Here is a 26,472-nt window from a genome sequence, read left to right as displayed (position 1 = left end):
CGTTCCGGGTTCAGGAAGCGCTCGAACAGCAAATCAAAGCGCAGCGGATCAAGATCGGTGATCAGGAGCGACCAGGCCACAAGCGAGCCGGCACCCGAGCCCCGGCCCGGCCCGACCGGAATGTCCTGTTCCTTGGCCCATTTGATGAAGTCGGACACGATCAGGAAGTAGCCCGGAAAGCCCATGCGCTCGATCACGCCGAGTTCGAAATCCAGCCGCTCGAAATAGGTTTCCCGCTCGGCGTAGAGCTTGCCGGCAGCCTTGAGGCGGCCTTCCAGCCCCTCCTTCGCCTGAATTCTCAACTCCTCGATCTCGGACCGGCCTTCATTGCTGAACGAGGGCAGGATCGGGTCGCGGGTAACCGACCGCACCGAACAGCGCCGGGCGATCTCGGACGTGTTCTCCAGCGCCTCCGGCAGGTCGGCGAACAGCGTTGCCATTTCTGCCTGGGTCTTGAGGTATTGCGACGGGCAGACCCGCTTGCGGTCTTCCTGGCCAAGATACTGGCCATTGGCGATACACATCAGCGCATCGTGCGCCGTCGCGTCCGAAGGTTTCATGAACCGGGCATCATGGGTCGCGACAAGCGGCAGGCCCAGCTCATAGGCGAGGTCGATCAGGCCCGCTTCCGTGGCCGCCTCGTCCGGCGTTCCGTGCCGCGTAATCTCGACATAACACCGGCCCGGATAGGCGTTGGCCAGCGTCGACAATTCCGTGCGGGCATCGGCCACGCGGCCCTTGAGCAGGTGGCGCGCGACCTCCCCTTCGGAGCCGCCGGTCAGCAGGATCAGGCCGTCGGTCTTGTCCAGCAACAGGTCACGGTGAAGCTTCGGCACGCCATCGTCGGCATCGAGGTAGGCCCGCGACGACAGCAGCATCAGGCGCTGGTAGCCGGTCTCGTCCTGCGCATAGAGCGACAGCCGCGTCGGCTCACTGCGATGGGCACCATCAGTAATATCGAAACAGCACGCCATGATCGGCTGGATTCCGGCGTCCGACATGGTCAGCGATATTTCGAGGGCGCCGAACAGGTTGTTGCGGTCGGTCACGGCCACGGCAGGCATCGCTTGCCCCAGCAGCCAGCCTTTGAGGCCCTTGGGCGTGATCATGCTCTCGAGCAGCGAATAGCTCGACCGCACGGCCAGGTGGATGAAGGGCGACTCAGGCAAAACGGGTTCTCCAGCGGGGAGAATACAATGCCGTTCGCGCCGGGGCCAGACCACCCGTCAGCAGCGGCCTTCCACAGCTTATTCCGGCTTGTAGTCGACCAGTTTGCCGTCCTGCAGCGTCAGGACGCGGTCCATGTGCTGCGTCAGCGCAAAATTGTGGGTCGCGACAAGAACGGCCGCGCCTTCGTTTTTGACCATCTTGATCAGGGTTGCGAACACCCGCTCGGTCGTGACCGGGTCGAGATTGCCTGTCGGTTCATCGGCGATAACCAGGCGCGGGTCGTTGGCCAGCGCCCGGGCAATCGCCACACGCTGCTGCTCGCCGCCGGACATCTGCCCCGGCTGGTGGTGCCCTCTGTCGGCCAGCCCCATAACCTCAAGCAGCGAGTCGGCTTTCTCGCGCGCCGCCTTTTTCTTCACACCGGCAATCATCAGCGGCATGGCGATATTGTCCGCCGCGTTGAATTCGGGAAGCAGGTGGTGGAACTGGTAGACGAAACCGATCTTGGACCGGCGGATCGCCGTGCGGCCCCTGTCGTCCAGCGACAGGCAGTCGATCCCGTCCAGCATGACCTTGCCCGCTTCCGGCCGTTCCAGCAGGCCAGCCGTATGCAGCAACGTCGACTTGCCTGACCCCGAAGGCCCGACAAGCCCGACCAGTTCCCCGGCATTCAGGCGCAGGTCAGCGCCTTTCAGCACGGGCAATTCGCCCGCCGCCGTACGATAGACCCGATCGATACCGATCAATTCCAGAACAGGCTGGGACATTATTCAAACCTCAGCGCACTGACCGGATCCTGGCGGGACGCCCACCAGGCCGGAATGAGCGACACGCCCATCGACATGAACAACGCATAGAGCCCGGTCCGTATCACTTCGTTCCAATCGAGGATCGCCGGCAGGCCTTCGAGGCCATAGGTCTCCGCGTCGAATACCTGGCCCTGGACGAACAGGTTGATGAAGGCTTCAACGGCGCCGATATTCAGCACCACAAGCACACCGACCAAAACGCCCAGCAGGGCCCCCAGCGTTCCAAGCACGGTGCCGACCAGCAGGAACACCCGCAACACCCCGTTGCGGCCAAGGCCGATCGTCCGCAGGATCGCGATATCCCGCGACTTGTTCTTCACCAGCATCACGACGCCAACGATGATGTTCAGCGTCGCAATCGCCATGATCACCATGACGAGCAGCCGCACCATTGTGCGCTCCACCTTGAGCGCATTGAGATAGGCTTCACGCTGGCTTTTCCAGTCGAATGTATAAAGCGCATTGCCCGTCGCGCTCGCTATGGCCGTCATCGCTTCATGTGTTTTTTCCGGGTCCTTCAGCCTTATGTCCAGCATGCTGTAGTGCCCCTTGGACTGGAACAGGATCTGCGCCTGCTCCATCGGCATGAAGATGTAGAGGCTGTCGAGTTCGACACTGCCCGTCTGGAAGATGTCACCGACGACATAGGACTTGCTGCGCGGCGTACCGCCCATCGGACCAGCCGTCTGCTGGGACGTCACGATTTCGACCTTGTCTCCCGGTCGTATCCCGAGGCCTTCCCGGCCCGCTGCCAGGAACTTGCCCAGCATGATGACATTGCCGCCATTGCGGCCTTCGCCAAAGCCCGCCGCAATAGCCGACTTCCCGCCATCCTGCAGGAACGGCATGGTCGCCAGGTCTTCGGTACGGATCGCGCGAACAGCCGCACCGGTCTTGCGGCCATTGGCCGTGATCAGCACGTATTCCTCGATATAGGGCGTCACGCTGGTGATCCCGTCGATCTCGCGGATCTTGCCCGCCAGCGCATTCGCTTCGTCTTCGGTATAGCTGCTGACCACGCCATAAACATGCGGCTGGCCGCCAAGCAGCGCATCCAGCAGCGTCGCGCGAAAACCGCTCATGACCGACATCGTGATGATCAGTGCGGCGACCGCGAAGAAGATGCCGACGAAGGATATGATCGAAATCAGCGATGCACCGCCATGTTCGCGCTTGGCCCGCAAGTAGCGCCAGGCCAGCGTGCGCTCGAGCTTGCCGAACGGCGGAGCAACATGGCCGAGTTCGCTCATTTGGGCGTCACCTTCTTCAGCGCTTCGGCGAACGGCATTTCCACCTTCTCGCCAGACTTGCGGTGCTTGACCTCGACGACACCATTCTCGATGCCGCGTGGCCCGATCACGATCTGCCATGGCAGGCCAATCAGTTCCATGCGGGCAAACTTGCCGCCGGCGCGCTCATCCGTGTCATCATAAAGCACGTCCAAACCCGCATCGGTCAGCGCCTTGTAAGCGTCGGCACAGGCCGCATCGCAGGCTGCATCACCAACGCGCATATTGATCAGGCCGACGTGCCACGGCGCCACGGACTCAGGCCACACGATCCCGTTCTCGTCATGGCAGGCTTCGATGATGCCGCCGACAAGGCGCGACACGCCAATGCCATAGCTGCCCATCTGAACCGGCACCATTTGCCCGTCCGCCGATTGCACAACCGCGTTCATCGGCACGGAATACTTGGTGCCGAAGTTGAAAATATGGCCAACCTCGATACCACGCGCCGACACTTGCTGGTCAGCCGGGATCGCGGCAAAGGCCGCTTCGTCGTGCATCTCTTCGGTTGCGGCATAATACTGCGTGCGCTTCTCGACTTCCGCGTTCAGGTCCGCGTCGAAATCCAGATCGAGCCCGGGCGGCGGCAAGTCGAGAAGGGCCTTGTCGCAGAACACCGCGCTTTCGCCCGTATCGGCGAGGATGATGAACTCGTGGCTCATGTCGCCGCCGATCGGGCCGGTATCGGCCCGCATCGGAATCGCTGTCAGGCCCATCCGGTCAAAGGCGTTGAGATAGGCGCAAAACATCTTGCGGTAAGCGACGCGCGCATCGTCTTCGGTCAGGTCGAAGGAATAGGCGTCCTTCATCAGGAATTCACGGCCGCGCATGACGCCGAAGCGCGGACGCACTTCGTCGCGGAACTTCCATTGCTGGTGATACAGGTTCAGCGGCAGCTGCTTGTAGCTTTTGACATAGGAGCGGAACACGTCGGTGATCAGCTCTTCATTCGTCGGCCCATACAGCATGTCCCGGTCATGGCGGTCCTTGATGCGCAGCATCTCCTTGCCATAGTCGTCATACCGACCGGATTCGCGCCAGAGATCGGCCTGCTGCAAGGTCGGCATCAGCATCTCGATGGCGCCGGCGCGGTTCATTTCCTCGCGCACGATCTGCTCGATCTTCTTGAGAACGATGTAGCCCATGGGCAGCCAGGAATAGATGCCCGCACCGTTCTGCCGGATCATGCCGGTGCGCAGCATCAACTTGTGCGAGGCGATGGCCGCATCCGCCGGGGCGTCCTTGGTAACCGGCAGAAAGAATTTCGAAAGGCGCATGGATTCCCCGCTATGGCTGATATTGGCGCTCAACTAGCCGCAGCCGCCCCTAGTCCGCAAGGAGGAGCGGCACAACCAGCGCTGCAATACCGGTAATGATGGCCCCGCCAATTGTTGCCCACACGGCTTTCTTCAGCAGCATCGGATTGGCCGGTGCGCCTTCTTCAGTCCCGGGCGTTATCTCACCGTCCTCGAACTGGCCGCGCACACCTATCGGCAGGACAGCAAAAAAGCTGATCCACCAGCCCAGGACAAAGACGACAACTGCGCTCGCAATAGTCATCAGTGGGGGCCTTTGGGCGTTTCCATGAGTTCGATGAGGACACCGTTGGAATTCTTCGGGTGCACGAAAATGATCATCGTACCGTGCGCGCCGATACGGGGCTTGCCGAGCACTGTCGCGCCGCGTTTGCCCATTTCGTCAACGGCCTGGTTGATGTCGTCCACTTCGAAGCAGACATGGTGCTGCCCGCCCTTCGGGTTCTTGGTGATGAAGTTCGCGATGGGCGATTCCGCATTCAGCGGCTCGATCAGCTCGATCTGGGCGTTCGGCAGGTTCACGAAACAGACCTTCACCCCCTGATCCGCCATGTCGAACGGCGTCGTGATATCCGTCGCGCCATAGAGGGTGCGGTACGTTTCACAGGCTTCTTCCAGGTCCGGCACAGCAATGCCGACATGGTTCAGCGGGCCAATTTTGAATTCACTCATCGTGCTTCAGCTCCTCAATACAGTCACATCAATCATCGGGCGCCGTCCAAACGTCGCCTCGCAGGCCTTGCGCAGGGCCCGCCCTATTTCGCGTTCAACCATGTCATCATCAAGACGGGTCTTGCGCTTCATCTTCCGCACGGCGGCATCGGCGGCCTCGTCCAGATTGTCCAGGCTTTCGTCGGCCAGTCGGCCATCCGATTCCGAGAACCCCCGCACGACAACCACCGGCCCGTCGATCACGTCCCCGGCCTCGTCGATCACGACACTAGCCAGGACAAGGCCGTTTTCCGACAGTTTGCGGCGTTCATTCAGGCCCTGCGCGCCTTCCGGCACCAGGATCTTGCCATCCAGCAGCAAGCGCCCGGCAGGCACAAGGTCGATGATCTCGGCCGGCCCCGGCGCAAGCCTGACAAGGCTGCCATTCCGCGGCGCGACAGCCTGGGGAATCTGGAGCGACTTGGCATAGGCCGCATGCTCCATGATGTGCCGGCGCTCGCCATGAACCGGCACGGCAATCTCGGGCCGCACCCACTGGTACATCTTCTGCAACTCACCCCGGCAGGGATGCCCTGAAACGTGGATCGGCTCCTTGACCATGCGCGGGGTAATGATTCGCACGCCCTGGTCGGCCAGCGCGTTCTGCATGGCAAATATCTCGCGTTCATTGCCGGGAATGATCCGCGATGAAAAGATCACGCAATCCCCCTCGCCCAGCGACACGTTGCGGTGGTCGTTGCGGGAAATCCGCCCCAACGCGGCGCGTGTTTCGCCCTGGCTGCCCGTGCAGAGATAGAGAATGTTTTCGGCTGGAAGCGACTTGGCTTCCGATTCATCGATGAATTCGAGCGTACGCGGCAGGATGCCAACGGCCTTCGCCGCATCGGTGATCCGATGCATGCTCCGCCCGACAAGGCACACGCTGCGCCCGGCCTGCTCGGCCGCCTCTATGATCGACTTCACCCGCGCGACGTTCGACGCAAAGGTCGTGACAGCCACGGCCTGTGTCTGTTCGGCGATCAGGTCGATCAGGCCCTGCTTGACGCTTTCCTCTGAACCGGATTCGCCCTCTTCGAAAACGTTCGTGGAATCGCACACCATCGCCAGCACACCGCGGTCGCCAAGCGCCGTCAGGCCCTTGATATCCGTCGGGCCGCCAATCTGCGGATCCGGGTCGATCTTCCAGTCACCGGTGTGGAGGATCATGCCGGCAGGCGTATCAATGGCGAGCGCGTTCGGCTCAGGAATCGAGTGCGTGAGCGTGATGTAAGTCACCGTGAAAGGCCCGGCCGCGACCGTCCCACCCAGTGCCACCGGCTTCAGCCAGCGGGCATCAACGCCGCGTTCAATCATCTTGGATCGCACGAGCTCGGTCGTGAACGGCGTCGCGTAAATCGGCGCTTTCGTCTTCAGGCGCGGATATAACAGGCCGACGGCACCAATATGGTCTTCATGGGCGTGGGTCAGGAAGATCGCGTCGATATGCTCGCCGATCAGAAAGTCCGGATCGGCACAGATCAGGTCGATCCCTGGCGTGTCCAGGCCTCCGAAGGTCACGCCGACATCCACAAGAATCCAGCGCCGCGCATGCGGCGGACCATACCCGTAGGCATTCAGGTTCATGCCGATCTCCTCGCATCCCCCGAGCGGGAGGAAAACGAGTTCGTCGGATAGCTGTGCTGAATCGGCCATAAGGTCCTATTTGTTACGTTTGTAGATTTCGAGGAGACCACTGATCAGAATATCAGGGTCGTAGTGGTTGATCGTTTCGCTGGCGCCTTCGAACAGGGACGCGACGCCGCCGGTTGCAACCACCTGCATGGGCTTTCCATACTCGGCCTTGATCCGTCGTACCAGCCCGTCAATCAGGTCGATATAGCCCCAGAACACACCAGACTGCATCGCGCTGATCGTATCCTGGCCAATCACCTGGCTCGGACGCTGGATCGCGATACGTGGCAATTGCGCCGCGGCATCGTGCAGGGCGCTGACCGACAGGTTGATGCCAGGCGAAATAATGCCGCCTTCGAACCCGCCGTCTTCTCCGACAATATCGAAGGTCGTCGCGGTGCCGCTGTCGATCACGATCAGGTTTCCGGGATAGGATACGTGCGCGCCGAGCGCACTGACGATCCTGTCCGCGCCCACCTGTTCAGGTCGGTGAATACGGATCTCGACGCCGGTTTTGAGCGACGGATCCCCAATGAACATGGGCTCGACGTTGAGATAGCGACGCGCGAGGTTGCGGAAGTTGAACACAGCCTGTGGCACAACTGTCGAGATCACGCAGCCATTGATCTTGCCCAGGTCCATGCCGTGCATGTCGGCAAGCCGCCACAACCAGGCCGCATGGTCGTCAGCGGTCTTGCGGGCCTCGGTCGCGCTGCGCCACTGGACGAGCCACTGCTCACCATCATGAACACCAAACACGGTATTCGTGTTACCTACGTCAATTGCCAGCAGCATTACGCCTACGCTCTCCCTACCAGGTTCACATCTCCGGCCCTTATGGTCTGCCGGACGCCATCGGGCAATCTGAGGATGAGGGCGCCAAACTCATCCAGGTCTTCGAATACCCCTTCAACAGGTTCGCCCGACGCGGTCACACGCACGGTTGCGCCCAATCCTTCGGCCCGATCGAGCCAGGCCTTGCGGAGGCCGGAAAACCCGGCTCGCGCTTCGCTCAACCGCTGCGAAAAGGCTTTTCGCAGCGCCTCCAGCACCATGTCAGCCGTCACTGCCGCATCTCCACGAAGCGTCGCAATCGATGTCGCGCTCTGTTCAGCCCCGTCCGGCGCATGCGTGACATTGATGCCGATACCCGCAGCAACCCACGTGTCCACGCTCGATCCGCCGGTTTCAATCAGGATGCCAGACATTTTCGCCCCGTGAATGCGCACATCATTCGGCCATTTCAGACGAATGTCGGCGCCCGGTGCAAACAATAGCGCCACATCGCTGACCGCTAACGCCGCTGCGAACGGCAACCGCGATGCCACGGCCATACCGCCGGGCTCATGAAACAGCGCCGTTGCGAACAGGTTGCCGACTGGTGAAACCCAATTGCGCTGGAGCCGCCCACGGCCCGCCGATTGCGTCTCCGCGACGAGCCAGCCATCAGCAAAGGCGCCTGCTGATGCCCGCCGTTTGGCCTCGGTATTGGTGCTGTCTATGGCGCCGAGGTGATGAACGGGCCAGTCCAGACTCAAGAGGCCAATCCTGAAGCGGCGTCATACGACCATTGAGCGAGCTGATTGATGAACACAAGGAACAGGATACCCGCGACGAGCGCCGAGGCGAGCACCGTCAATGTGACGGATCCATCAATCGTTTCAAAACGCTCTTTCGGCTCGTCGAACCAGATGATTTTGACGATGCGCAGGTAATAACCGAGGGACACGACAGACGAAATCACAAGGATGACCGCCAGCGGCAGCAAGCCACCTTCAATACCGGCGTTGAACACTTCCCATTTACCGAAGAAGCCACCGAACGGCGGTAAGCCGGCGATCGAGAAAATCAGGATCGTCAGGGATATGGCAAGCCAGGGACGCGAACTCATGAGGCCGCCGAGCTCATCAATGCTCTCGACCATGCCACCCCGGCGACGCATCGCGAGCACACCTGCAAACAGGCCAAGCGCAGACACCACGTAGATGGTCATGAAGATCAACACTGCCCCTGCCCCGCTAGCCGGACCCGCGGCAACCGCCACCAGCGCATAGCCCACGTTCGCAATCGAGGAATATCCGAGAAGGCGTTTGATATTGGTCTGTGTTAGCGCGCCGAACGCGCCGATGATCATCGACAGGCCGGAAATGATCGCGACGATCAATTGCCACTGGTCCATGACGTCGCCAAAGGCCGTGAACATCACGTTCGCAAAGACCACCATCGACGCCATTTTCGGGGCCGAGGCGAAGAAGGCACCAACTGGCGTCGGTGCGCCCTCATAGACGTCCGGCGTCCACACATGCATCGGCGCCGCCGAAATCTTGAACCCAAGACCAACGATCATCAGGACCATGCCGAACATCAGGCCGACTGACGGGTCCGCGCTCGAAATCCCGACAAAATTGGTCGTACCGGAAAATCCGTACACAAGCGACGCGCCGTAAAGCAACATGCCGGAGGCCAAGGCGCCGAGCACGAAATACTTGAGGCCCGCTTCCGAAGAGCGGGCTGAATCCCGGTGGAAGGCGGCCAGCACATAGGATGACAAGCTGAGCGTCTCGATGCCCATATAAAGCGTCATAAGGTCAGCGGCCGACAGCATCATCCCCATGCCGAGGCTGGCGAAGATGGTCAGCAGGACATATTCATAACGGATCGTGTCGTGGCGCTTCAGGAAGCCCTCGGACATGATCAGCGCAAAGCCACCCACCGCAAAACTCACGAATTTCGCGAAATTCAAGAATGTGTTCGTCCTTACCAGGCCACCGAACGCTTCGCCGCCCTGATAGAACATCAGCGAGAGGGCCGCCGCTCCGAACAGCGCCAGCGCGCCGTATTTGAACGATAACGCGTTGAACCGGTCCTTCAGGACTGCGCCCAGCAGCACGCCGAGCAGTCCGGCCGCAGCAAGCCACAGCTCCGGTCCGATTGCGACGATCATGGCAGTATAATCGAGCATGGGCCGTCAGCCTCCGACCATCAGGGACAGGATTCGGTTCGCTGCCCCTTCAGTAATGTTGAAAATCAGGTTCGGCGCGACACCGAACAGTATTGTGAGCAAGGCCAGCGGCACGATGCAGACCAGTTCGATCACGTTCATGTCGCTTATGTCGTTGAGTTTCGGGTTGGTGATTTCCCCGAACACGGTGCGCCGGTACAGCGTCAGCATGTAGACAGCCGAGAAGATGACGCCCAGCGCCGCACCCGCCGCAGCCCATGTCGACGCCTGGAAGCCGCCAACCATGGTCAGGATTTCGCCGATGAACCCGCTGGTGCCGGGCAGGCCGATATTCGCCATGGTGAACAGCATGAACAATGTCGCATAGACCGGCATCCGTTTGACCAGGCCGCCATAGGCAGCGATCTCGCGGGTGTGCATGCGGTCGTAAACCACGCCGACAATCAGGAACAGCGCGCTGGCAATCAGGCCGTGGCTCAGCATCTGGAAAATCGCGCCCTGAACACCAACCTCGTTGAACGAGAAGATGCCGAGCGTGACAAAGCCCATATGCGCAACGGAGGAATAGGCGATCAGCTTCTTCATGTCGGTCTGGCGCCAAGCCACGAGCGACGTGTAGACGATCGCGATCACAGCCAGCGCGAACATGGCCGGTTGGAACAGGTGGCTCGCATCCGGGAACATTGGCAGCGAGAACCGCAGGAACCCGTAACCGCCCATTTTCAAAAGTACGCCAGCCAGGATCACCGAACCGGCCGTGGGTGCCTGCACGTGGGCATCCGGCAACCATGTATGCACCGGCCACATCGGCAGCTTCACCGCAAAGGACGCGGCAAAGGCCAGCCATAGCCATGTCTGGACATGTGGCGGGAAGGCAAACTTCTCGAGAACTTCAATGTCAGACGATCCGGCGGCCTGGAACATGTAGACAACCGCCACCAGCATCAGGAGCGAGCCAAGCAGGGTGTAGAGAAAGAACTTGAACGCTGCGTAGATCTTTTCCTTGCCGCCCCAGATGCCAATGATCAGGAACATCGGGATCAGGCCGGATTCAAAGAATATGTAGAACAGGACAATATCGAGCGCTGCAAACACGCCGAGCATGAAGGTCTCGAGCACCAGGAACGCGACCACATATTCTGTCACGCGCGTGTGGATCGAGTTCCAGCTGGCCAGCAGGCAGATGGGCGTCAGGAAGGTTGTCAGCAGGATCAGCGGCATCGACAGCCCATCGATGCCGACCTTGTACGTGATATTCCCATACCAGGCATATTGCTCGACGAGCTGATACCCTGCGACATTGGCATCGAAAGTCAGGAAGGCGGCGACCGACGCAACGAATGTCGCGCTGGAAATGATCAGGCCCGCAAGCAAGGCGGCACGGCTGTCCTTGCCGGCTTCCTCGCTGCTGAAGCTGCCCGCAGTTGCAGATCGCACACCCATGATGATGAGCGCGCCGATCAGCGGCAGGAAGACAACCGCCGAAATAATGGGAAACCCGCCCATCAGTTAACTCCTCCAGCGCGCAACCACATGACAGCGCCGAAGACCAGCGCAGCCCCAATGATCACGAACGCATAATGATACAGGTAGCCTGTGTGCATCGCAGAGATACGCCGCGCACCCCAGCGCGTGAGCGATGACACACCGTCGGGTCCGACCCCGTCGATGATCTTCTTGTCGGCTTTCCAGAACAGGTTACCCAGAACGGCCGAGCCCTTGATGAGCGTCGCGTTGTAAAGCTCGTCAAAATACCATTTGTTCGAGAACAACAGATAAAGCGGCCCCCCGCTGTCGGCGATTCGCTTGCCAAATCCGCGATTGAAGAAATAGGTCAGCGTCGCGATCACAAAGCCTGCCAGCGTGACGGCCAGAGGGGCCCACAACACCCATTCAGGCACGTTGTGACGGTCGTGAAGCACATGGTTCTCGGCCGCCGAATAGATCGCACCGCCCCAGAATGCGCTCTCCTTCCCGCCGACAAACCAGTCGTGGAAATAGAAGCCCGCGAAGACCGCCCCCAAGCTGAGCAGCGCCAGTGGCACCAGCATGATCGCCGGGCTTTCATGCGGCACGTGCGCATGGTCGTCATGCGTGTGGCCGTGGTCGTCCGCAGCGGCGTGCCCATGATCGTCGTGATGCGCCGCAGATGCCTGCGGCCCATGGAACGTCATGTAGATAAGGCGCCAGGAATAGAAGCTCGTCAGCAGTGCGGCGACGATGCCGAACCAGAAGGCCACCTGTCCGAACATGACGTGATGCTCGCCGGCGGCAAATGCGCTCTCCAGGATCGCATCCTTCGAGAAGAAGCCGGAAAAGCCGATAAGCGTATGCGGAATGCCGAGGCCGATGATGGCAATCGTGCCGATCAGCATCGCGGCATAGGTCAGCGGCATGAATTTCGCGAGACCGCCCATTTTCCGCATGTCTTGCTCATGGTGCATGCCGTGAATGACGGAGCCTGCGCCGAGGAACAGGAGCGCCTTGAAGAAGGCGTGCGTGAAGAGGTGGAACATCGCGGCTTCATAGGCGCCGACACCCGCTGCAAAGAACATGTAGCCCAGCTGCGAACAGGTCGAATAGGCAATCACGCGCTTGATGTCATTCTGCGCCATGCCGACCGTCGCGGCATAAAGCGCCGTGACCGCCCCCACGATCGTGACCATGCCCGCGGCATAGAGCGTGTGCTCGTACAGGGGCGACATCAGGCAGACCAGGTAGACGCCTGCGGTGACCATGGTCGCCGCGTGGATCAGCGCCGAAACAGGTGTCGGGCCTTCCATCGCGTCCGGCAGCCAGACATGGAGGAAGAACTGGGCCGATTTGCCCATCGCACCGATGAACAGAAGGACGCCGATCAGTTCGAGTGCGTAGACGCGCTGCCCGAGGAATTCGATGACGACTTCCTGCGCCGGGGCTGCCTCGGCGAAGGCCATTGGCGTCACCACGGCGTTTTCGCGAATGGCGCTCAGAACGGGCTCGAACTCGACCGATCCGAAGACGAAGAACACAGCCATGATTCCAATCGCGAGGCCGAAATCGCCGACGCGGTTGGTCACGAAAGCCTTGATCGAGGCGTCGTTCGGCGCCTTCTTCGTGTACCAGAAACCGATCAGCAGGTAGGACGCGAGGCCCACGCCTTCCCAGCCGAAGAAAAGCTGGATGAAATTGTCGGCCACGACCAGCGATAGCATCGCGAACGTGAACAGCGACAGGTAAGCGAAGAAGCGCGACCGGTGCGGGTCTTCGCTCATATAACCCCACGAATAGAGGTGCACGAGTCCGGACACTCCAGTGATCACCGCCATCATCACGATGGACAGCGCGTCGATCCGGATCGCCCAGTTGGCCTGGAACGCGCCAACATCGATCCAGGGCAGCAGCGTGATCACATGCGCGCCATTGGCGGCAACCGCTTCAACCGCGTGGCCAGCTGCCTCGCCATGTCCCTCAGCGCCAACAATGCCGGCGGCATAGGCAAACAGCTGGAACAGCGACAAGGCGCCGGCCGTCAGCACGACGCCCGTTGTCAGGAACATGACCGGCTTGTCGCCGATCTGCCTGTGAAATAGCCCGCTCAGCGCCACGATTCCGGGCGCAAGCACGATAAAGAGAATGAAGATATCCGGCAGCATCAGCCTCTAACCTTTCATCAGGTCGACATTCTCGACCGCAATATCGCCGCGATTGCGGAAATAGACGACGAGGATGGCGAGGCCGACGGCCGCTTCAGCCGCCGCCACGGTCAAGACCAGCATGGCGAAGATCTGCCCGGCGATGTCACCGTTGAAGACCGAGAAGGCGATCAGGTTCAGGTTTACCGACAGGAGGATCAGTTCGATCGCCATCAGGATGACGATGATGTTCTTCCGGTTCACGAAGATGCCAACGACACCGATCGTGAACAGCGCTGCCGTGACGGCAAGATAATGGGAAAGTCCAAGGTCCATGATATCAGATCCCCTGCCCGGAGCTCGGGTCTTTCAATTCGAAGGCGTCTGACCGGCGACGCGATGTCTGCTTGGCGATATTCTGGCGTTTGACTCCGGGGCGATGGCGCAACGTCAGCACGATGGCGCCGATCATGGCGATCAGGAGAATGATCCCCGCCATCTGGAACAGCAGCATGTATTGCGTGTACATCACTTGCCCGATGGCCTCCGCATTGGTTGCCGCGCCGGGCGACGCATCGAACGTGCTGACATGGCTCTCAAGGCCCGCGAACGAGGCAAGCACGATCTCGGCGAGGAACACTGCGCCGACCAGCAAGCCGAACGGCAGGTAACTCAAAAACCCCTGTTTCAGCTCGACGAAATCAACGTCCAGCATCATCACGACGAACAGGAACAGCACCGCGACCGCGCCGACATAAACGACCACAAGCAGCATGGCGAGGAACTCGGCCCCGATCAGCACCAGCAGGCCAGCCGACGTGAAGAAGGCCAGGATCAGGAACAAAACCGAGTGCACGGGATTGCGTGCCGCGATCACCATGACCGCAGACAGGACCACGATCGTGGCCAGTATCCAGAATGCGTAAACTGCCAAAGCCCTCAAAGCCCCTAATTGGTGAAGCATGAGAGGCCCCTGCCTCCGTGCTCCGGTTCAGTCAAACTGCAAGGCGGCCCTAACGGTAGGGCGCGTCCAGCTCCAGGTTCTTCGCGATCAGACGTTCCCACCGGTCGCCATTCGCTAGCAGGCGGTCCTTGTCGTAGAAAAGTTCTTCACGCGTCTCGGTCGCAAATTCGAAGTTCGGCCCTTCGACGATGGCATCGACCGGGCAGGCCTCCTGACAGAAGCCGCAATAGATGCACTTCACCATGTCGATATCATAACGCGTCGTCCGGCGGGCGCCGTCCTCGCGTGGTTCGGCCTCGATCGTGATCGCCTGCGCGGGGCAAACGGCTTCGCACAGCTTGCAGGCAATGCAGCGCTCTTCGCCGCTCGGATAGCGGCGCAGTGCGTGCTCGCCGCGGAACCGGGGGCTCAGCGGGTTCTTCTCGAACGGATAGTTCACGGTCGCCTTGCGGCGGAACATTTCCCGCAGCGCCGACCAGAAGGCCCCGATAAAATCGGTCAGCAGCGCGCCGCGAATGGTCTGCGCAATGCTCATGATTGTACTCCGGTATAAACGACATAGCCCGCCACGATCAGAACGGCTGCGAGCGAGGTCGGCAGGAAGATTTTCCAGCCAAGGCGCATCAGCTGGTCATAGCGGTAACGGGGCACGATGGCTTTCACCATGGCGAACATGAAGAAGAAAAAGAGGATCTTCAGCATGAACCAGAACAGGCCCGACAGGCTGAGCAGCAGGGGCGGCCAGTCTTGCACGGCGTCGCCGAGGGCAAACGGACCATGCCAACCGCCGAGGAAGAGGACGGTCATCATCGCGCACATCAGCACGATGTTGAGATACTCGCCGAGCATGAACAGGAGATAGGGCGTCGAGCCGTATTCGACCTGGTAACCGGCAACGAGTTCGGATTCGGCTTCAGGCAGGTCGAACGGTGGGCGGTTGGTTTCCGCCAGCGCCGAGATGAAGAACATCACGAACATCGGGAACATCACGAAGATCAGCGGAAAGTATTGCAGGCTGAAGGCGTGCCAGTTCCAGAAACCACCGGCCTGGTTCTCGACAATGACGCTCAAATTCATCGATCCGCTGAGCAGGATGACGGTGACGATGATGAAGCCAATTGAAACTTCATACGACACCATCTGCGCCGCCGAGCGCAGCGCGCCGAGGAACGGGTATTTCGAGTTCGAAGCCCAGCCACCCATGATGATGCCATAGACACCCAGCGAACTGATGGCGAAGAGATAGAGAACACCGACGTTCAGGTTCGACACGACCCAGCTGGTTCCCGACACTGTCCCCGGCGCCACCGGAATGGCCGCCCAGGCCACGAAGGACAGCGTACAGGTCAGGATCGGCGCGAGAATGAACACCGTCTTGTTCGCGCCCGCTGGTATGACGATTTCCTTGAGCAGGAATTTTCCGAAGTCTGCGAACGATTGGAGCAGGCCAAACGGGCCGACAACGTTCGGGCCTTTCCGCATCATCACAGCGGCCCATATCTTACGGTCCAGCAAGAGCAGGAAAGCAATCGACAACAACAGGACGAGGGTGAACAGGCCGACTTGGCCAAGCACCATCCAGAAGCCGGTAAAGTCGCCGAAAGACTCGATGAGATTGCTCATGCCGCCGCCCTACTCCGCTGCCACCGGAGTGTCTAGAGCCGTGCTGAGCGCTGAGCACTCCGCCATGGTCTTGGACGCCCGCGCGATGGGATTGGTCAGGTAGAAATCGTCGATCGCCGCGCCAAAAGCGTCAGCCTTGATCGTACCGCCAGCACCGCTGACGTCGGCTTGCAGCGCACTGACGCCGCCCGCACCCGGCGCAAAGCCATGTCCGGAAAAGACCGTATTCTCTCCGTCAGCACCGCGCAGGCCTGCCCGCAATGCGTCGGCCGTATCGTAGGGCAGCGTCTTGCCCATGACCTGCGACAGCGCGCGGAAAATGGCCCAGCCTTCGCGGGCCTCGCCTTTGGGTTGGACAGCGCGTGCCGTCATCTGGACGCGCCCTTCCGTGTTCACATAGGTGGCGTCCATCTCGGTATAGGTTGCGCACGGCAGGATGATGTCCGCGCGTGCCGCGCCTGCATCGCCATGCGATCCGACATAGATCACCGTCGCGTCGCCAACACCGGACAGGTCCGACTCGTCCGCGCCGAGCAGGACAACCGTCTCCATGCCGCCGCCGAGAATTGCGTCTGTTGCCTTGCCATTGTCGCCCGGCACGAAACCGACATCGAGCGCGCCAACACGGCCGGCTGCATTGTGCAGGACGCCAAACCCGGCCCAGCCATCCGCGACAGCGCCGACATCCTGCGCCAGCTTCAGGGCAGCACTCAGGATCGCCTGGCCGTCAGCCCGGCACAGCGGGCCTTCACCAACAACGATCATGGGTCGCTTGGCATCCTTGAGAATCTTGTAGAAGTCGCTGCCCGCCACATTGGCCAAGGCGTCGCCGCCAGCACCAAGATGATCGTAGTCATACGTCAGGTCAGCCGCTTCGCCGATCACGCCGACCTTCAGGTCGCCCCACAGCCACGCCTTGCGGATACGGGCATTCCAGACAGCCGCTTCGACGCGCGGGTTGGTGCCGATCAGCAGCAGCGCATCGGCCTCTTCCACGCCCATCAGCGTCGGATTGAGGATATAGCGCTCGCGGACACCGTCGGTGCCGTAAGCGGCGCCTGCCGGGCGGCAGTCCGTATTTTGCACGCCGAGGGCGCGGAACAGGTCGAGCGCGGCCTTGGCCTGCTCCACTTCGATCAGGTCACCGGCGACAACGCCGATCTTGTCGGCAGGTGCCGACAGCGCCGTCTGAGCGGCGGCAAACGCCTCGCCCCAGTTCGTCGGCACGAGTTTGCCGCCCACGCGCATATAAGGTTTGTCGAGGCGCTGGCGGGCGAGCCCGTCCCAGACGAAGCGGGATTTGTCGGACAGCCACTCCTCGTTCACTTCCTCATTGGTCTCCGGCAGGATCCGCATCACGCCGTCGCCCTTGGCATCGACGCGGATCGCCGCGCCCATCGCATCCATGACATCGATCGAGGACGTCTTGCGCAGCTCCCATGGGCGCGCGTTGAAGGCATAAGGCTTGGAGGTCAGCGCGCCGACCGGGCAGAGGTCGATGACGTTACCGGACAGTTCCGAGGTCAGCGATTTTTCAAGATAGGTGGTGATCTCGGCATTCTCGCCGCGCGAAATCATACCGATTTCCTCAACGCCTGCGACTTCAGCAGCAAACCGGATACAGCGCGTGCACTGGATGCAGCGCGTCATGATCGTCTTGACCAGCGGCCCCATGTTCTTGTCTTCGACGGCGCGCTTGTTTTCGTCATAGCGGCTGCCGCCCCGGCCATAGGCCACGGCCTGATCCTGCAGGTCGCATTCGCCGCCCTGATCGCAGATCGGGCAATCCAGCGGGTGGTTGATCAGCAGGAATTCCATCACGCCATTGCGGGCCTTCTGGACATAGTCGCCCTTGGTCCGCACGTTCGGTGCCGATCCGTCCCGGTTCGGACGCATGTCGCCAACAGTCTGCGCACACGAGGCAATCGGCTTCGGCGCGCCTTCCCATTCGACGAGGCACATGCGGCAATTGCCGGCGACAGAGAGGCGCTCATGGTAGCAGAAGCGCGGAATCTCGGCGCCCGCTGCCTCACACGCCTGCATCAGCGTGTAGTGCTTCGGCACCTCGATGTCCTGGCCATCGATATTGAGCTTGAACGTGTCGGTCATGTCTTCCCTACTCCGCCGCGATCACAGCGCCCTGCACCATGGCGCGGGGCAGACGGTATTCGTTGATACGGGCTTCGATTTCTGGCCGGAAATGGCGGATCAGGCCCTGGATCGGCCAGGCCGCCGCGTCGCCAAGTGCACAGATCGTGTGGCCTTCGACCTGCGTGGTCACGTCGAGCAATATGTCAATCTCGTCGTGCTCGGCCTCACCCTTCACCATCCGCTCCATCACGCGCCACATCCAGCCGGTGCCTTCCCGGCAGGGCGTGCACTGACCGCAGGATTCGTGCTTGTAGAAGTAGGAGAGGCGCGCGATCGCCTTGATCAGGTCGGTGTCCTTGTCCATCACGATGACAGCCGCCGTGCCGAGGCCCGATTTCAGGTCGCGCAGCGTGTCGAAATCCATATAGGCGTCCATGATCTGGTCAGCCGGCACCATCGGAACGGACGACCCGCCCGGGATCACCGCCTTCAGATTGTCCCAGCCGCCGCGAATGCCGCCGCAATGGGTATCGATCAGGTCGCGGAACGAGATCGACATCTCTTCTTCCACATTGCACGGCTTGTTCACGTGGCCGGAAATGCAGAACAGCTTGGTACCGGAATTGTTCGGGCGGCCGAAACCGGCAAACCATTCTGCGCCGCGGCGCAGGATTGTTGGCGCCACCGCAATCGACTCGACATTGTTCACGGTCGTCGGGCAGCCATAGAGGCCGGCATTTGCCGGGAATGGCGGCTTCATGCGCGGCTGGCCCTTCTTGCCCTCAAGGCTTTCGAGCAGCGCGGTCTCTTCACCGCAGATGTAAGCGCCAGCACCGTGATGGACGTAGATGTCGAAATCCCATCCGTTCACATTGTTCTGGCCGATCAGCTTGGCCTCATAGGCCTCCTTGATCGCCGCTTCCATCGCGTGGCGCTCGGCAATGTACTCGCCGCGCAGGTAGACATAACACTTGTGCGCCAGCATCGCGCGGCTCGCCACCATGCAGCCCTCGATCAGCAGGTGCGGATCGTGACGCATGATCTCGCGGTCCTTGCAGGTGCCGGGTTCGGACTCGTCCGCGTTGACGACGAGATAGTGAGGACGCTCGCGCACCTCTTTCGGCATGAAGGTCCATTTCAGGCCCGTCGGGAAACCGGCGCCGCCACGGCCACGCAGGCCGCTGGCCTTGATCTGGTCGCAGATCCAGTCAGGCCCGAGCGCCAGCATCTCGCGCGTCAGGTGCCAGGCGCCACGCTTTTGCGCGGCTTCCAGGCCCGGCGAGTGGAGCCCGTAGAGATTGGTGAAGATGCGGTCCTTGTCCTGCAACATGTCCTAGTCCTCATCACTCTTTTTGGTGGGCGGCCCGTCTCGCTTCGGCAGCAGGGTCGTCTTGGCTCCCGGCGTGGCTTCAGGCGTTTCGCGCTTCGTATTGGTTGGCGCCGATTCCTTCGGCATGCCCTTGGCCTCGGTATTGGAATCCTCGGCTGGAACCGGCAGGTTCGGCAGTGTCGAAATCTTGTTCCGCGTCCCGTCGAACAGGTGCGGCTCGGTCAGCACGGTCGTGCCGCCTTCCGGACCAGAATTCACCCGGTCAATCTGCGGGCCGGGCTGCGCTTCGGCGCCGTTTTTCAGCTTGGAGATGATCTCGGTGAAACTGTCCGCCGACAGGTCTTCGAAATAGTCGTCATTGATCTGCGCCATCGGCGCGTTCACGCAGGCGCCAAGGCACTCGACCTCTTCCCATGACAGGCGCTTGTCGTCGGTGACAAACATGGCCGGGCCGATTTCCTTCTTGCAGACTTCCTTCAGCGACTCCGCGCCGCGCAGCATGCAGGGTGTCGTTCCGCACAGCTGGATGTGGAACTTGCCCACCGGCTGCAGCCGGAACATCGTGTAGAAGGTCGCGACTTCGTAGACGCGGATATACGGCATCTCCAGGCGGTCGGCGACTTCCCGCATGGCCGGTTCGGACAACCAGCCATTATTGTCCTTCTGGGCCAGCCACAGCATCGGAATCACGGCCGAGCGCTGCCGGTCCGCCGGATACTTGGCCCGCCAGAACGCAATCTTGTCCTCTGTCTCGGGCTTGAAGGCGAACGTGTCGCCGCCTGCCTCGATATCAAACCGGCGCAATGCCATCTAAACGTCCTCCGCGGAGGGCAGCACAACGCGGCCTGCCTCATCCAGTGTCCAAAACGGGTTGAATGCGATTTCCCAGGCATTGCCCTCGGGATCCGCGAAATATCCGGAATAGCCGCCCCAGAAGGCCTTGTGCGGCGCCGTCGTAATTGTAACGCCAGCGGCCTTGAGCCGGGCAAACATATCATCGACTTCTTCAATCGACCGCGCATTGTAGGCCAGCGCGACGCCCTTGAAATCGCCGGCGCGATTGTGCGGCAGGCCGGCATCCTTGGCGAGCTTGTCCTCTTCCCAGAGGCCCAGCAGGAACCCGCCCATGTCGAACAGGGTCATCCCCTCGGGCCCGACATTCCTGAACCCGACAACGTCCTCATAGAACGCCGTCAGGGCCGCGCGGTCCTGCACGCCCAATGTCATGATCGACAGACGATGTTCCGGGAAGACAGCCATCAATCAGCTTCCCCGCGCAAAATCGACGCGGGCGATCTTGCCATCGCGGAGCGTATAGATGGCAGCGACTTCGAAATTGTCACCGCCCGGTGCGCGCTCGACACGCTCGTGAACCATCACAATGGAACCAAGGTCGATCTGGTTGACGACATCTGCGCGGTTTTCCGGAAACTCGGCAAACAGGTCCAGGTGGCGCGCGCGAATGGCTCCGTGGCCCGCCTGGTTCACGGCGCCATTGAGGCCCGCCAGTTCGGCATCCTCGGTATAGAAGGCCATGAAGGCCTCGATGTCCTGCGCATTATAGGCATCAAGCTGGCGCTGGACGAGGTCGGTCGACGCGCTCATCGGTCGACCTCCCCGAACACGATATCGAGCGAGCCGAGAATGGCCGAGACGTCGGCCAGCATGTGGCCCTTCGACAGATGGTCCATGGCCTGCAGGTGCGGGAAGCCCGGCGCGCGGATCTTGGCGCGATAGGGCTTGTTGGTGCCATCGGACACGAGGTAGACGCCGAACTCCCCCTTCGGCGCTTCAATCGGCGCGTAGCATTCGCCCTCCGGCACGTGAAAGCCCTCCGTATAGAGCTTGAAATGGTGGATCAGCGCTTCCATCGAATTCTTCATCTCGGCACGCCGCGGCGGCGCCAGTTTCGAATGCTTCGGCAGGACGGGCCCCGGGCCTTCCTTCGCCAACAGTTCGATACATTGCTGGATGATCTTGGTGGATTCCTTCATCTCCTCCATGCGGCAGACATAGCGGTCATAATTGTCGCCATTCTTGCCAACCGGGATTTTGAAGTCGAGTTCGTCATAGCACTCATAGGGTTGCGAGCGGCGCAGGTCCCAAACGAGGCCCGAGCCACGCACCATCACGCCGGTAAAACCCCAGTCCATGATCGTTTTCACGTCCACAACGCCGATATCGGCATTGCGCTGCTTGAAGATACGGTTCTCGGTAATCAGCGATTCCAGCCGGTTCATCGCCACCGGGAAGTGAAGGCACCATTCGGCAATATCGTCGATCAGGGATTGCGGCAGGTCCTGGTGCACGCCGCCCGGACGGAAATACGCCGCGTGCATGCGGCTGCCTGAGGCACGTTCATAGAACACGCACAGCTTTTCACGCTCTTCAAAACCCCATGTGATGGGCGTCAGCGCGCCGACATCCATCGCCTGCGTCGTCACGTTGAGGATGTGCGACATGATCCGGCCAATCTCGGAAAACATGACGCGGATCAGGCTCGCGCGGCGCGGCACCTTGATACCCATCAGCTTCTCGATGGACAGGCACCAGGCATGCTCCTGGTTCATGGGCGAGCAATAATCGAGTCGGTCAAAATACGGCAGGCCCTGCAGGAAGGTCTTGTATTCAAGCAGTTTTTCGGTGCCGCGATGCAGCAGGCCGATATGGCTGTCGATCCGGGTGACGACTTCGCCATCAAGATCCATGATCATACGCAGCACGCCGTGTGCAGCCGGGTGCTGCGGCCCGAAATTCAGCGTGAACTTGCGTTCCTCATCGACAGAAGTGTGGATCGTGTCGGCCATTATTCAGGTGCCTCCTCGGAGACGGCTTTCTCGTCGCCCGGAATCTCGGCTGTCATGCCTTCCCATGGCGAGAGGAAATCGAAGTTCCGGTATTCCTGCGTCAGCTGGACCGGCTCGTAGATCACGCGTTTTTCGAGATCATCGTAGCGAACCTCGTAATGGCCCGTCAGCGGGAAATCCTTGCGCAGCGGATAGCCCTCAAACCCGTAATCCGTGAGAATGCGGCGCAGGTCCGGATGGTCGGAAAACTGGATCCCGTACATGTCGAACGTCTCGCGCTCGAACCAGTTGGCCGCAGGCCACAGCACCGTGGCGCTCGGCACCGGCGTCTCCTCATCGGTGCGGATACGCACCCGGATGCGGTGGTTCATGCGCATCGACAGGAGGTGGTAGACGACTTCGAACCGGTCGGACCGTTCCGGATAGTCGACCCCGCAAATGTCGATCAGCGTTTCGAAATTGCATTGCTGGTCGTCGCGCAGGAAGCGCAGCAGGTGCACGATATGGTCGCGCTCAGCCAGCAGGGTCAGCTCGCCGACAACGATCTGCGACGCGCGTACGGCATCGTTCTGAGTCGCCTCGATATGGGCTGCGAGGTCTTCCAGCGCTTCGATATTCATCTTGGTTCCCCTAGCGCTCGATCGAGCCTTCGCGGCGGATTTTCTTCTGCAGCTGCAGGAAGCCATAGACCAGCGCTTCAGCTGTCGGCGGGCACCCGGGAATGTAAATATCGACCGGCACGATCCGGTCACATCCCCGCACAACTGAATAGCTATAGTGGTAATAGCCGCCGCCATTGGCGCAGCTACCCATGGAGATCACATAGCGGGGTTCCGGCATCTGGTCGTAGACCTTGCGCAAGGCCGGCGCCATCTTGTTGGTCAGCGTGCCCGCAACGATCATCACGTCCGACTGGCGCGGCGAACCGCGCGGCGCCATGCCGAAACGCTCGAGGTCATAGCGCGGGTTGCCCGCATGCATCATCTCGACCGCGCAACAGGCCAGGCCGAACGTCATCCACATCAGCGAACCGGTGCGCGCCCAGGCGATCAGGTCGTCGGCGCCAGCCGTGAAATAGCCTTTGTCGGCCAGTGCGTCTGACAGGCCGTTGTAGAACGGGTCGTCGTCGCGAGGCACAAAGCCCCCTTCAACCCCTGCCCGGGCACCGCCCAGCGCGTATTTTTTGAAACCGTCGTCTGCCATCATTCCCACTCCAGCGCACCGCGGCGCCATTCATAGACGAACCCGATGGTCAGCACGCCCAGGAAGACGACCATCGACCAGAACCCGACCAGGCCGATCGTGCCCAGCGTGATGGCCCAGGGGAACAGGAACGCCACTTCAAGATCGAAGATGATGAACAGGATCGCGACGAGATAGAATCGCACGTCGAATTTCATCCGCGCGTCGTCGAACGCGTTGAAACCGCACTCGTAAGCCGAGTTCTTTTCGGGATCAGGGTTTGACGGCGCCAGCAGCGCGGAACCTGCAATGAACAGGCCCGAAATCGCCGCACCAATCACCAGGACTATGATCACCGGAAAATAATCCAGCGCAAGCCGTTCTATCTCGGTCATGTTCAGTGTCTCCTGACCTAGTCTGGCGCCGGATTAGGACGGTTTTGTCCGTCACGCAACAGACGGGCACATTATATCTCGGAGCCCGACTCTACCGCCTTCATTACCTTAATTCACGTAACAATAGCTGCGGCGGTCCGTCACGCACGGGTGCTGTACCACGGTTGAATTCAATTATCGCGCGCGCCGCCGAACAGGCACGCCTGAAGGCGCGCCTAATTTCGCTGAAAACGGCGGTCCCGGCTCAGATCGCGGCCAGCGCCTTGCGCGCCTTGGCGCTGATTCCCTTCCAGTCTTCGGCAGCAATGTCGGCGCCCGTCGCAATCCACGAGCCCCCGGCCGCGAAAACATTGGGAAGGGCCAGGTACTTACCGACATCCGCCTCGGTAATACCGCCTGTCGGCATGAAGCGCAGGTGCGGCAGTGGAGCGCCCAGCGCCTTGAGCGCGCTGACCCCGCCCGCAATCGATGCCGGAAACAGCTTCAACAGGTCAAACCCGTCTTCGTGCCGGGCCATGGCTTCGCTGGCTGTCGCGACGCCGGGAATCATCAGGCGGCGGTGGCCGCCCAGTCCGGCAAGCAATTTTGGCGACATGCCCGGCGCCACGAGGAAGTCTGCGCCGGCCGCCAATGCGTTCTCGGCATCGGTCTCGGTCAACACGGTGCCCGCACCGACCTTCAGGCCGGGTTCGGCGGATTTCATCTCTTCGATAACCGCCAGCCCCGAAGGTGTTCGCAGCGTGACTTCGGCAATCGTCAGGCCGCCATCAACAAGCGCCCGTGCAAGGGAGGCCGCGATCTCAATGCGGTCAACGACCAGAACGGGCACAATCGGCGCCTTGTTTGCGGCTTCGACGAGTGATCTCAGGGGGAACGTCATTACTTTATCTCCTGCTCGTGGAAGGCCGCAGCCCCGATCAATGGCGCTTCCGGATCGCGCATCAGGCTCACCGGACAATTGCGCAGATATTGGCAGAGCGGCCCGCGTTCGACAAACCTTTCGCATGCTTCGGGGGTTTTCAGGAAGTCAGTAATGCGATCGGTAACGCCGCCGGCAAGAACCACACCGCCAAGCGCCCCGTTTGCCAGCACGAGATCGCCCACGGCGCTCATCACCGTATTTGCCCGCAACTGGATGAGCGAAAGGAACATTTCATCACCCGCGTCGGCCAGCTGGCGCATCTCTTGCGGGCCAATCTCCTGGTACGTTCGTCCGTGAATCTCGCAGAACGCCTCATGCACGGCATTGAGTCCGCTTCCGGACGCGACAAGCTCATTCGAAACATAGCCATGCCGTGCCAGCAGGATCCGTGCGAGCTCCAGCTCGGTTTCGTCACGTGGCGAGAACGCCACATGTCCGCCCTCGCCGCTCAGGACATGCCAGGTTGACGCATCGCTTCCGAGTAGGGTTGCAACGCCGAAACCTGTTCCCGGCCCGGCGACGAGGACGGGAGCACCCTCGCGAGGTGTGCCGTCGACAATGGTCTCGAACGTGGCTGGGTCAATTTCGGGCACGGCGCGCGCCATGGCGGCGAAATCATTCACAAGATTGACGGCCCCGATGCCGAACCGATCGGATACATGGCGGGCAGACACGTGCCAGCGGCGATTGGTCAGCAAGACTTCGCCTGCGCGCACAGGACCGGCAAGTGCAAAACAGGCATGGTCCGGTTTCAGGCCGGTTGTCTCGAGGTATGACGCCAGCGCCTCCTCGAAAGATCCGAAATCGTCGCCTTCCAGTTTCTCGAAATGATCGATGACAAACCGGCCCGCCGTCCGCCGCGCCATCGCAAAGCGGACATTGGTTCCGCCAACGTCGCCAACCAGCAACTCATCCATCATCATTCAGGAACCCTCGCCAAAGAACGAAAACTGGCTGGCGCCCGAATCCGCTGTTCCGGCCATCTGCCGGAAGTAGGAGAACATTTCCCGGCCAAGACCGACCGACGATTCATTCGGCCGGAACGGGGCCGGCTCACGCGAGGCAAAGGTCTCGCTGTCCACCTTGATATCGAGTGTCCCTTTCTCGGAGTCGAAAACGATCAGGTCTCCGTCCCGGACCCGCGCCAAGGGTCCGCCGCGCGCCGCTTCGGGGCTCATATGGATAGCAGAGGGAATCTTGCCGCTCGCACCGGACATGCGGCCATCCGTGACGAGTGCGATTTTGAACCCACGGTCCTGCAGGATGCCGAGCACAGGCGTCAGTCCGTGCAGTTCGGGCATGCCATTGGCTGCCGGCCCCTGGAACCGGACCACGGCGACAAAATCCCGATCCAGTTTTCCGGCCTCAAACGCCGCTTTCAACGCGCCCTGTGTTTCGAACACGATCGCTGGCGCCTCCAGAACGCGATTGGCCGGCTTCACCGCCGAGACCTTGCTGACGCCCCGGCCCAATGGACCGCTCATCAGGCGCAGGCCGCCATCCTCTGAGAACGGATCGGACGCGGACCGCAGGATTTCCATGTCGCCACTCTTTTCCGGCGCGGCGCGCCAGACGGCCTTCCCGTCGTCGAGGAACGGCTCGCGATCATAACCCGAGATGGGACCTGCCACCCCCTGCGCACCCCCATCCATAAG

At 61.1% G+C, this 26,472-nt stretch carries 28 protein-coding genes; all 28 read right to left on the bottom strand.

The window, feature by feature from the left end:
• Positions 1-1,169: PHP domain-containing protein (locus tag AADA04_RS13210; protein WP_340693740.1), on the bottom strand; the 1,169-nt coding region annotated here is incomplete at its 3' end.
• Between the two features lie 78 nt (positions 1,170-1,247).
• Positions 1,248-1,937: an ABC transporter ATP-binding protein gene (locus tag AADA04_RS13205; protein WP_340693739.1), complete on the bottom strand. Its 690-nt coding sequence runs from the start codon at positions 1,935-1,937 to the stop codon at positions 1,248-1,250.
• Positions 1,937-3,229 carry an ABC transporter permease gene (locus AADA04_RS13200; RefSeq protein WP_340693738.1) on the bottom strand — a complete coding sequence of 431 codons (1,293 nt, stop codon included), beginning with the start codon at positions 3,227-3,229 and terminating at the stop codon, positions 1,937-1,939. The genes AADA04_RS13205 and AADA04_RS13200 overlap by 1 nt, the downstream gene beginning before the upstream one ends.
• Entirely contained in the window at positions 3,226-4,545 is a 1,320-nt protein-coding gene (gene proS / locus AADA04_RS13195) for a proline--tRNA ligase (protein ID WP_340693737.1), read from the bottom strand. The genes AADA04_RS13200 and proS overlap by 4 nt, the downstream gene beginning before the upstream one ends.
• 49 nt (positions 4,546-4,594) lie before the next feature.
• Positions 4,595-4,828, bottom strand: a complete 234-nt coding sequence (locus tag AADA04_RS13190; RefSeq protein WP_340693736.1) for a DUF1467 family protein — start codon at positions 4,826-4,828, stop codon at positions 4,595-4,597.
• The gene (gene mce / locus AADA04_RS13185) at positions 4,828-5,256 is read right to left on the bottom strand and encodes a methylmalonyl-CoA epimerase (protein ID WP_340693735.1); all 429 of its coding nucleotides are present in this window, start codon (positions 5,254-5,256) and stop codon (positions 4,828-4,830) included. Before mce ends, AADA04_RS13190 begins: the two co-directional genes overlap by 1 nt.
• Positions 5,257-5,262: 6 nt before the next feature.
• On the bottom strand, positions 5,263-6,879 hold the full coding sequence (locus AADA04_RS13180) for a ribonuclease J (protein ID WP_340693734.1): 1,617 nt from the start codon (positions 6,877-6,879) through the stop codon (positions 5,263-5,265).
• Between the two features lie 75 nt (positions 6,880-6,954).
• A complete protein-coding gene (locus tag AADA04_RS13175) occupies positions 6,955-7,722 on the bottom strand; it encodes a type III pantothenate kinase (protein WP_340693733.1) in 768 nt (255 codons plus the stop codon).
• 5 nt (positions 7,723-7,727) lie between these two features.
• A complete protein-coding gene (locus AADA04_RS13170) occupies positions 7,728-8,465 on the bottom strand; it encodes a biotin--[acetyl-CoA-carboxylase] ligase (RefSeq protein ID WP_340693732.1) in 738 nt (245 codons plus the stop codon).
• Entirely contained in the window at positions 8,462-9,889 is a 1,428-nt protein-coding gene (gene nuoN, locus AADA04_RS13165; RefSeq protein WP_340693731.1) for an NADH-quinone oxidoreductase subunit NuoN, read from the bottom strand. The genes AADA04_RS13170 and nuoN overlap by 4 nt, the downstream gene beginning before the upstream one ends.
• Positions 9,890-9,895: 6 nt before the next feature.
• Complete coding sequence (locus AADA04_RS13160; protein WP_340693730.1) at positions 9,896-11,395, bottom strand: NADH-quinone oxidoreductase subunit M; 1,500 nt, start codon at positions 11,393-11,395, stop codon at positions 9,896-9,898.
• Positions 11,395-13,524 (bottom strand): NADH-quinone oxidoreductase subunit L, encoded by a 2,130-nt coding sequence (gene nuoL, locus AADA04_RS13155; RefSeq protein WP_340693729.1) that lies wholly within the window; start codon positions 13,522-13,524, stop codon positions 11,395-11,397. The genes AADA04_RS13160 and nuoL overlap by 1 nt, the downstream gene beginning before the upstream one ends.
• 6 nt (positions 13,525-13,530) lie before the next feature.
• Positions 13,531-13,839, bottom strand: coding sequence for an NADH-quinone oxidoreductase subunit NuoK (gene nuoK, locus AADA04_RS13150; protein WP_340693728.1), 309 nt, complete (start codon positions 13,837-13,839; stop codon positions 13,531-13,533).
• Between the two features lie 4 nt (positions 13,840-13,843).
• Positions 13,844-14,437, bottom strand: a complete 594-nt coding sequence (locus tag AADA04_RS13145) for an NADH-quinone oxidoreductase subunit J (protein ID WP_340693727.1) — start codon at positions 14,435-14,437, stop codon at positions 13,844-13,846.
• Between the two features lie 79 nt (positions 14,438-14,516).
• Positions 14,517-15,002 carry an NADH-quinone oxidoreductase subunit NuoI gene (nuoI, locus tag AADA04_RS13140; protein ID WP_340693726.1) on the bottom strand — a complete coding sequence of 162 codons (486 nt, stop codon included), beginning with the start codon at positions 15,000-15,002 and terminating at the stop codon, positions 14,517-14,519.
• Positions 14,999-16,090: an NADH-quinone oxidoreductase subunit NuoH gene (gene nuoH, locus AADA04_RS13135; protein WP_340693725.1), complete on the bottom strand. Its 1,092-nt coding sequence runs from the start codon at positions 16,088-16,090 to the stop codon at positions 14,999-15,001. The genes nuoI and nuoH overlap by 4 nt, the downstream gene beginning before the upstream one ends.
• A 9-nt stretch (positions 16,091-16,099) precedes the next feature.
• Entirely contained in the window at positions 16,100-18,199 is a 2,100-nt protein-coding gene (gene nuoG, locus AADA04_RS13130) for an NADH-quinone oxidoreductase subunit NuoG (protein ID WP_340693724.1), read from the bottom strand.
• A gap of 7 nt (positions 18,200-18,206) precedes the next feature.
• Positions 18,207-19,511: an NADH-quinone oxidoreductase subunit NuoF gene (gene nuoF, locus AADA04_RS13125; protein ID WP_340693723.1), complete on the bottom strand. Its 1,305-nt coding sequence runs from the start codon at positions 19,509-19,511 to the stop codon at positions 18,207-18,209.
• A gap of 3 nt (positions 19,512-19,514) precedes the next feature.
• Positions 19,515-20,321, bottom strand: coding sequence for an NADH-quinone oxidoreductase subunit NuoE (gene nuoE / locus AADA04_RS13120; RefSeq protein ID WP_340693722.1), 807 nt, complete (start codon positions 20,319-20,321; stop codon positions 19,515-19,517).
• Positions 20,322-20,771 carry a VOC family protein gene (locus AADA04_RS13115; RefSeq protein ID WP_340693721.1) on the bottom strand — a complete coding sequence of 150 codons (450 nt, stop codon included), beginning with the start codon at positions 20,769-20,771 and terminating at the stop codon, positions 20,322-20,324.
• Positions 20,772-20,774: 3 nt separating this feature from the next.
• Entirely contained in the window at positions 20,775-21,116 is a 342-nt protein-coding gene (locus AADA04_RS13110) for a nuclear transport factor 2 family protein (RefSeq protein ID WP_340693720.1), read from the bottom strand.
• Positions 21,113-22,318, bottom strand: coding sequence for an NADH-quinone oxidoreductase subunit D (locus AADA04_RS13105; protein WP_340693719.1), 1,206 nt, complete (start codon positions 22,316-22,318; stop codon positions 21,113-21,115). The genes AADA04_RS13110 and AADA04_RS13105 overlap by 4 nt, the downstream gene beginning before the upstream one ends.
• Positions 22,318-22,938, bottom strand: a complete 621-nt coding sequence (locus AADA04_RS13100) for an NADH-quinone oxidoreductase subunit C (RefSeq protein ID WP_340693718.1) — start codon at positions 22,936-22,938, stop codon at positions 22,318-22,320. Before AADA04_RS13100 ends, AADA04_RS13105 begins: the two co-directional genes overlap by 1 nt.
• 10 nt (positions 22,939-22,948) lie before the next feature.
• Positions 22,949-23,521: an NADH-quinone oxidoreductase subunit B family protein gene (locus tag AADA04_RS13095; protein ID WP_340693717.1), complete on the bottom strand. Its 573-nt coding sequence runs from the start codon at positions 23,519-23,521 to the stop codon at positions 22,949-22,951.
• Positions 23,521-23,895: an NADH-quinone oxidoreductase subunit A gene (locus tag AADA04_RS13090; protein ID WP_340693716.1), complete on the bottom strand. Its 375-nt coding sequence runs from the start codon at positions 23,893-23,895 to the stop codon at positions 23,521-23,523. Before AADA04_RS13090 ends, AADA04_RS13095 begins: the two co-directional genes overlap by 1 nt.
• A gap of 244 nt (positions 23,896-24,139) precedes the next feature.
• Complete coding sequence (eda, locus tag AADA04_RS13085) at positions 24,140-24,775, bottom strand: bifunctional 4-hydroxy-2-oxoglutarate aldolase/2-dehydro-3-deoxy-phosphogluconate aldolase (RefSeq protein WP_340693715.1); 636 nt, start codon at positions 24,773-24,775, stop codon at positions 24,140-24,142.
• Positions 24,775-25,740: a glucokinase gene (locus AADA04_RS13080; protein ID WP_340693714.1), complete on the bottom strand. Its 966-nt coding sequence runs from the start codon at positions 25,738-25,740 to the stop codon at positions 24,775-24,777. The genes eda and AADA04_RS13080 overlap by 1 nt, the downstream gene beginning before the upstream one ends.
• A partial coding sequence (locus AADA04_RS13075) for a dihydroxy-acid dehydratase (RefSeq protein ID WP_340693713.1) occupies positions 25,741-26,472 on the bottom strand: 732 nt, incomplete at its 5' end.

This window comes from Hyphomonas sp. (assembly GCF_037969335.1).
GTDB lineage: Bacteria > Pseudomonadota > Alphaproteobacteria > Caulobacterales > Hyphomonadaceae > Hyphomonas.
The sequence above is the reverse complement of the archived record's forward strand: the minus strand, read 5'-3'. Positions and strand labels throughout refer to the sequence as shown.

What these genes read in the sequence shown, in the direction of transcription:
- AADA04_RS13160 (WP_340693730.1), bottom strand. Translation starts at nt 11,395, where the DNA reads ATGGGCGGGTTTCCCATTATTTCGGCGGTTGTCTTCCTGCCGCTGATC.
- AADA04_RS13080 (WP_340693714.1), bottom strand. Translation starts at nt 25,740, where the DNA reads ATGATGATGGATGAGTTGCTGGTTGGCGACGTTGGCGGAACCAATGTC.
- proS (WP_340693737.1), bottom strand. Translation starts at nt 4,545, where the DNA reads ATGCGCCTTTCGAAATTCTTTCTGCCGGTTACCAAGGACGCCCCGGCG.
- AADA04_RS13190 (WP_340693736.1), bottom strand. Translation starts at nt 4,828, where the DNA reads ATGACTATTGCGAGCGCAGTTGTCGTCTTTGTCCTGGGCTGGTGGATC.
- nuoN (WP_340693731.1), bottom strand. Translation starts at nt 9,889, where the DNA reads ATGCTCGATTATACTGCCATGATCGTCGCAATCGGACCGGAGCTGTGG.
- AADA04_RS13205 (WP_340693739.1), bottom strand. Translation starts at nt 1,937, where the DNA reads ATGTCCCAGCCTGTTCTGGAATTGATCGGTATCGATCGGGTCTATCGT.
- AADA04_RS13095 (WP_340693717.1), bottom strand. Translation starts at nt 23,521, where the DNA reads ATGGCAGACGACGGTTTCAAAAAATACGCGCTGGGCGGTGCCCGGGCA.
- nuoI (WP_340693726.1), bottom strand. Translation starts at nt 15,002, where the DNA reads ATGAGCATTGCGCAGACCATTCGCGGCGCGCTGCTGACCGATTTTATC.
- nuoL (WP_340693729.1), bottom strand. Translation starts at nt 13,524, where the DNA reads ATGCTGCCGGATATCTTCATTCTCTTTATCGTGCTTGCGCCCGGAATC.
- eda (WP_340693715.1), bottom strand. Translation starts at nt 24,775, where the DNA reads ATGACGTTCCCCCTGAGATCACTCGTCGAAGCCGCAAACAAGGCGCCG.
- nuoF (WP_340693723.1), bottom strand. Translation starts at nt 19,511, where the DNA reads ATGTTGCAGGACAAGGACCGCATCTTCACCAATCTCTACGGGCTCCAC.
- nuoE (WP_340693722.1), bottom strand. Translation starts at nt 20,321, where the DNA reads ATGGCATTGCGCCGGTTTGATATCGAGGCAGGCGGCGACACGTTCGCC.
- nuoG (WP_340693724.1), bottom strand. Translation starts at nt 18,199, where the DNA reads ATGACCGACACGTTCAAGCTCAATATCGATGGCCAGGACATCGAGGTG.
- AADA04_RS13180 (WP_340693734.1), bottom strand. Translation starts at nt 6,879, where the DNA reads ATGAACCTGAATGCCTACGGGTATGGTCCGCCGCATGCGCGGCGCTGG.
- AADA04_RS13200 (WP_340693738.1), bottom strand. Translation starts at nt 3,229, where the DNA reads ATGAGCGAACTCGGCCATGTTGCTCCGCCGTTCGGCAAGCTCGAGCGC.
- nuoH (WP_340693725.1), bottom strand. Translation starts at nt 16,090, where the DNA reads ATGAGCAATCTCATCGAGTCTTTCGGCGACTTTACCGGCTTCTGGATG.
- AADA04_RS13110 (WP_340693720.1), bottom strand. Translation starts at nt 21,116, where the DNA reads ATGAGCGCGTCGACCGACCTCGTCCAGCGCCAGCTTGATGCCTATAAT.
- mce (WP_340693735.1), bottom strand. Translation starts at nt 5,256, where the DNA reads ATGAGTGAATTCAAAATTGGCCCGCTGAACCATGTCGGCATTGCTGTG.
- AADA04_RS13090 (WP_340693716.1), bottom strand. Translation starts at nt 23,895, where the DNA reads ATGACCGAGATAGAACGGCTTGCGCTGGATTATTTTCCGGTGATCATA.
- AADA04_RS13115 (WP_340693721.1), bottom strand. Translation starts at nt 20,771, where the DNA reads ATGGCTGTCTTCCCGGAACATCGTCTGTCGATCATGACATTGGGCGTG.
- AADA04_RS13175 (WP_340693733.1), bottom strand. Translation starts at nt 7,722, where the DNA reads ATGCTGCTGGCAATTGACGTAGGTAACACGAATACCGTGTTTGGTGTT.
- AADA04_RS13100 (WP_340693718.1), bottom strand. Translation starts at nt 22,938, where the DNA reads ATGAATATCGAAGCGCTGGAAGACCTCGCAGCCCATATCGAGGCGACT.
- AADA04_RS13105 (WP_340693719.1), bottom strand. Translation starts at nt 22,318, where the DNA reads ATGGCCGACACGATCCACACTTCTGTCGATGAGGAACGCAAGTTCACG.
- nuoK (WP_340693728.1), bottom strand. Translation starts at nt 13,839, where the DNA reads ATGGACCTTGGACTTTCCCATTATCTTGCCGTCACGGCAGCGCTGTTC.